Source organism: Pseudoalteromonas sp. S2721, assembly GCF_005887425.1.
In the GTDB taxonomy this organism is placed as follows: domain Bacteria; phylum Pseudomonadota; class Gammaproteobacteria; order Enterobacterales; family Alteromonadaceae; genus Pseudoalteromonas; species Pseudoalteromonas simplex.
Genome location: NZ_PNCZ01000068.1, coordinates 1 through 3,370 on the forward strand (window position 1 = coordinate 1; position 3,370 = coordinate 3,370).

Consider the following 3,370-nt stretch of genomic DNA (forward strand, 5'->3'; position numbering starts at 1 on the left):
GGTAGCCCTAGGGGACTCCGGGGCTGGATCACCTCCTTATACGATTTAGAACTTATTTGTTCGTAGTGTCCACACAGATGATTGTTAGTTAGCTAAACCGTTTGGTTTAACTAATTAATATGCTCTTTAAAAATTTGGAAAGCTGATATTAAAATTCTTATAGATATTCGTATCTATAAAGAGTTTTCAAAAGTAAAAATATGCCAGTTAATCAGCAATGATTAATCGGTATCTACTTTAGTATTCTCATCATTATTTGATGAATTAACTTCTGGCGAAGTTAACAGCTGTCACTAACAAAGACCCGTTTGGGTTGTATGGTTAAGTGACTAAGCGTACACGGTGGATGCCTTGGCAGTTGGAGGCGATGAAGGACGTATTAACTTGCGATAAGCCTAGTCAAGCTAGTAAAAAGCGCTTGAGACTAGGATTTCCGAATGGGGAAACCCACCTGCTTGCAGGTATCTTGCACTGAATACATAGGTGTAAGAGGCGAACGCGGAGAACTGAAACATCTAAGTACCCGTAGGAACAGAAATCAACCGAGATTCCGGAAGTAGCGGCGAGCGAAACCGGACCAGCCCTTAAGCTTATTATGTGTTAGTGGAATATTCTGGAAAGTTTGACGATACAGGGTGATAGTCCCGTACACGAAAATGCATCTTAAGTGAAATCGAGTAGGTCGGAGCACGTGAAACTTTGACTGAATATAGGTGGACCATCATCTAAGGCTAAATACTCCCAACTGACCGATAGTGAACCAGTACCGTGAGGGAAAGGCGAAAAGAACCCCTGTGAGGGGAGTGAAATAGAACCTGAAACCGTGTACGTACAAGCAGTAGGAGCCCTTCGAGGGTGACTGCGTACCTTTTGTATAATGGGTCAGCGACTTATATTTTGTAGCGAGGTTAACCGATTAGGGTAGCCGTAGGGAAACCGAGTCTTAACTGGGCGTATAGTTGCAAGGTATAGACCCGAAACCCGGTGATCTAGCCATGGGCAGGTTGAAGGTTGAGTAACATCAACTGGAGGACCGAACCCACTAACGTTGAAAAGTTAGGGGATGACCTGTGGCTAGGAGTGAAAGGCTAATCAAACCGGGAGATAGCTGGTTCTCCCCGAAATCTATTTAGGTAGAGCCTCGGACGAATACTTACGGGGGTAGAGCACTGTTAAGGCTAGGGGGTCATCCCGACTTACCAACCCTTTGCAAACTCCGAATACCGTAAAGTACTATCCGGGAGACACACGGCGGGTGCTAACGTCCGTCGTGAAGAGGGAAACAACCCAGACCGCCAGCTAAGGTCCCAAAGTCATAGTTAAGTGGGAAACGATGTGGAAAGGCCCAGACAGCCAGGAGGTTGGCTTAGAAGCAGCCATCCTTTAAAGAAAGCGTAATAGCTCACTGGTCGAGTCGGTCTGCGCGGAAGATGTAACGGGGCTAAACTATGCACCGAAGCTGCGGATTCAAACTATGTTTGAGTGGTAGGGGAGCGTTCTGTAAGCCGTTGAAGGTGAACCGGGAGGTTTGCTGGAGGTATCAGAAGTGCGAATGCTGACATGAGTAACGATAATGCGGGTGAAAAACCCGCACGCCGGAAGACCAAGGGTTCCTATCCCATGTTAATCAGGGTAGGGTAAGTCGACCCCTAAGGCGAGGCCGAAAGGCGTAGTCGATGGGAAACGGGTTAATATTCCCGTACTTGGTATAATTGCGATGGGGGGACGGAGCAGGCTAAACAAGCATGGCGTTGGTTGTCCATGTGAAAGTGAGTAGGTTGGTGACTTAGGAAAATCCGGGTCGCTAAGACTGAGACACGAGACGAGCACCCAAGGGTGTGAAGTTGTTGATGCCATACTTCCAGGAAAAGCCTCTAAGCTTCAGATTATACCGAATCGTACCCCAAACCGACACAGGTGGTCAGGTAGAGAATACTAAGGCGCTTGAGAGAACTCGGGTGAAGGAACTAGGCAAAATTGTACCGTAACTTCGGGAGAAGGTACGCTCCTATCTGTGATGAGACTTGCTCTCTAAGCGGACGGGAGCCGCAGTGACCAGGTGGCTGGGACTGTTTATTAAAAACACAGCACTGTGCAAAATCGCAAGATGACGTATACGGTGTGACACCTGCCCGGTGCCGGAAGGTTAATTGATGGGGTTAGTTTTCGGACGAAGCTCTTGATCGAAGCCCCGGTAAACGGCGGCCGTAACTATAACGGTCCTAAGGTAGCGAAATTCCTTGTCGGGTAAGTTCCGACCTGCACGAATGGTGTAACCATGGCCACGCTGTCTCCACCCGAGACTCAGTGAAATTGAAATCGCAGTGAAGATGCTGTGTACCCGCGGCTAGACGGAAAGACCCCGTGAACCTTTACTACAGCTTGGCACTGAACATTGACCCTACATGTGTAGGATAGGTGGGAGGCTTTGAAGCAGAAACGCTAGTTTTTGTGGAGCCGTCCTTGAAATACCACCCTTGTAGTGTTGATGTTCTAACGTTGGCCCCTGATCGGGGTTACGGACAGTGCCTGGTGGGTAGTTTGACTGGGGCGGTCTCCTCCCAAAGAGTAACGGAGGAGCACGAAGGTTGGCTAAGTACGGTCGGACATCGTACGGTTAGTGTAATGGTAGAAGCCAGCTTAACTGCGAGACAGACACGTCGAGCAGGTACGAAAGTAGGTCATAGTGATCCGGTGGTTCTGAATGGAAGGGCCATCGCTCAACGGATAAAAGGTACTCCGGGGATAACAGGCTGATACCGCCCAAGAGTTCATATCGACGGCGGTGTTTGGCACCTCGATGTCGGCTCATCACATCCTGGGGCTGAAGTCGGTCCCAAGGGTATGGCTGTTCGCCATTTAAAGTGGTACGCGAGCTGGGTTTAGAACGTCGTGAGACAGTTCGGTCCCTATCTGCCGTGGGCGTTTGAGAATTGAGAGGGGTTGCTCCTAGTACGAGAGGACCGGAGTGAACGAACCGCTGGTGTTCGGGTTGTCATGCCAATGGCACTGCCCGGTAGCTACGTTCGGAACTGATAAGCGCTGAAAGCATCTAAGCGCGAAGCAGGCCTCGAGATGAGTTCTCACTAGACTTTTAAAGTCTCTGAAGGGCCGTTGAAGACTACAACGTTGATAGGCAGGATGTGGAAGTGGTGTGAGCCATTAAGCTAACCTGTACTAATTACCCGTGAGGCTTAACCATACAACGCCAAACGCGTTTTATGACAGCGTAACAGACAGAAGTTAAGACACTAAAGTAGATATTTACTTGATATCAGAATTCCGAATTTAGTTAATTGCCAAGGCGATTAACAAACCAAATTTGCTTGGTGACAATAGCGTTTTGGACCCACCTGACCCCATGCCGAAC

1 rRNA gene is annotated in these 3,370 nt (G+C 48.7%); it reads left to right on the forward strand.

From position 1 onward, the window contains the following. The first annotated feature begins 319 nt into the window (after positions 1-319). Positions 320-3,202: ribosomal RNA gene (locus CWC02_RS19085) — 23S ribosomal RNA — on the forward strand. Positions 3,203-3,370 lie beyond the last annotated feature (168 nt).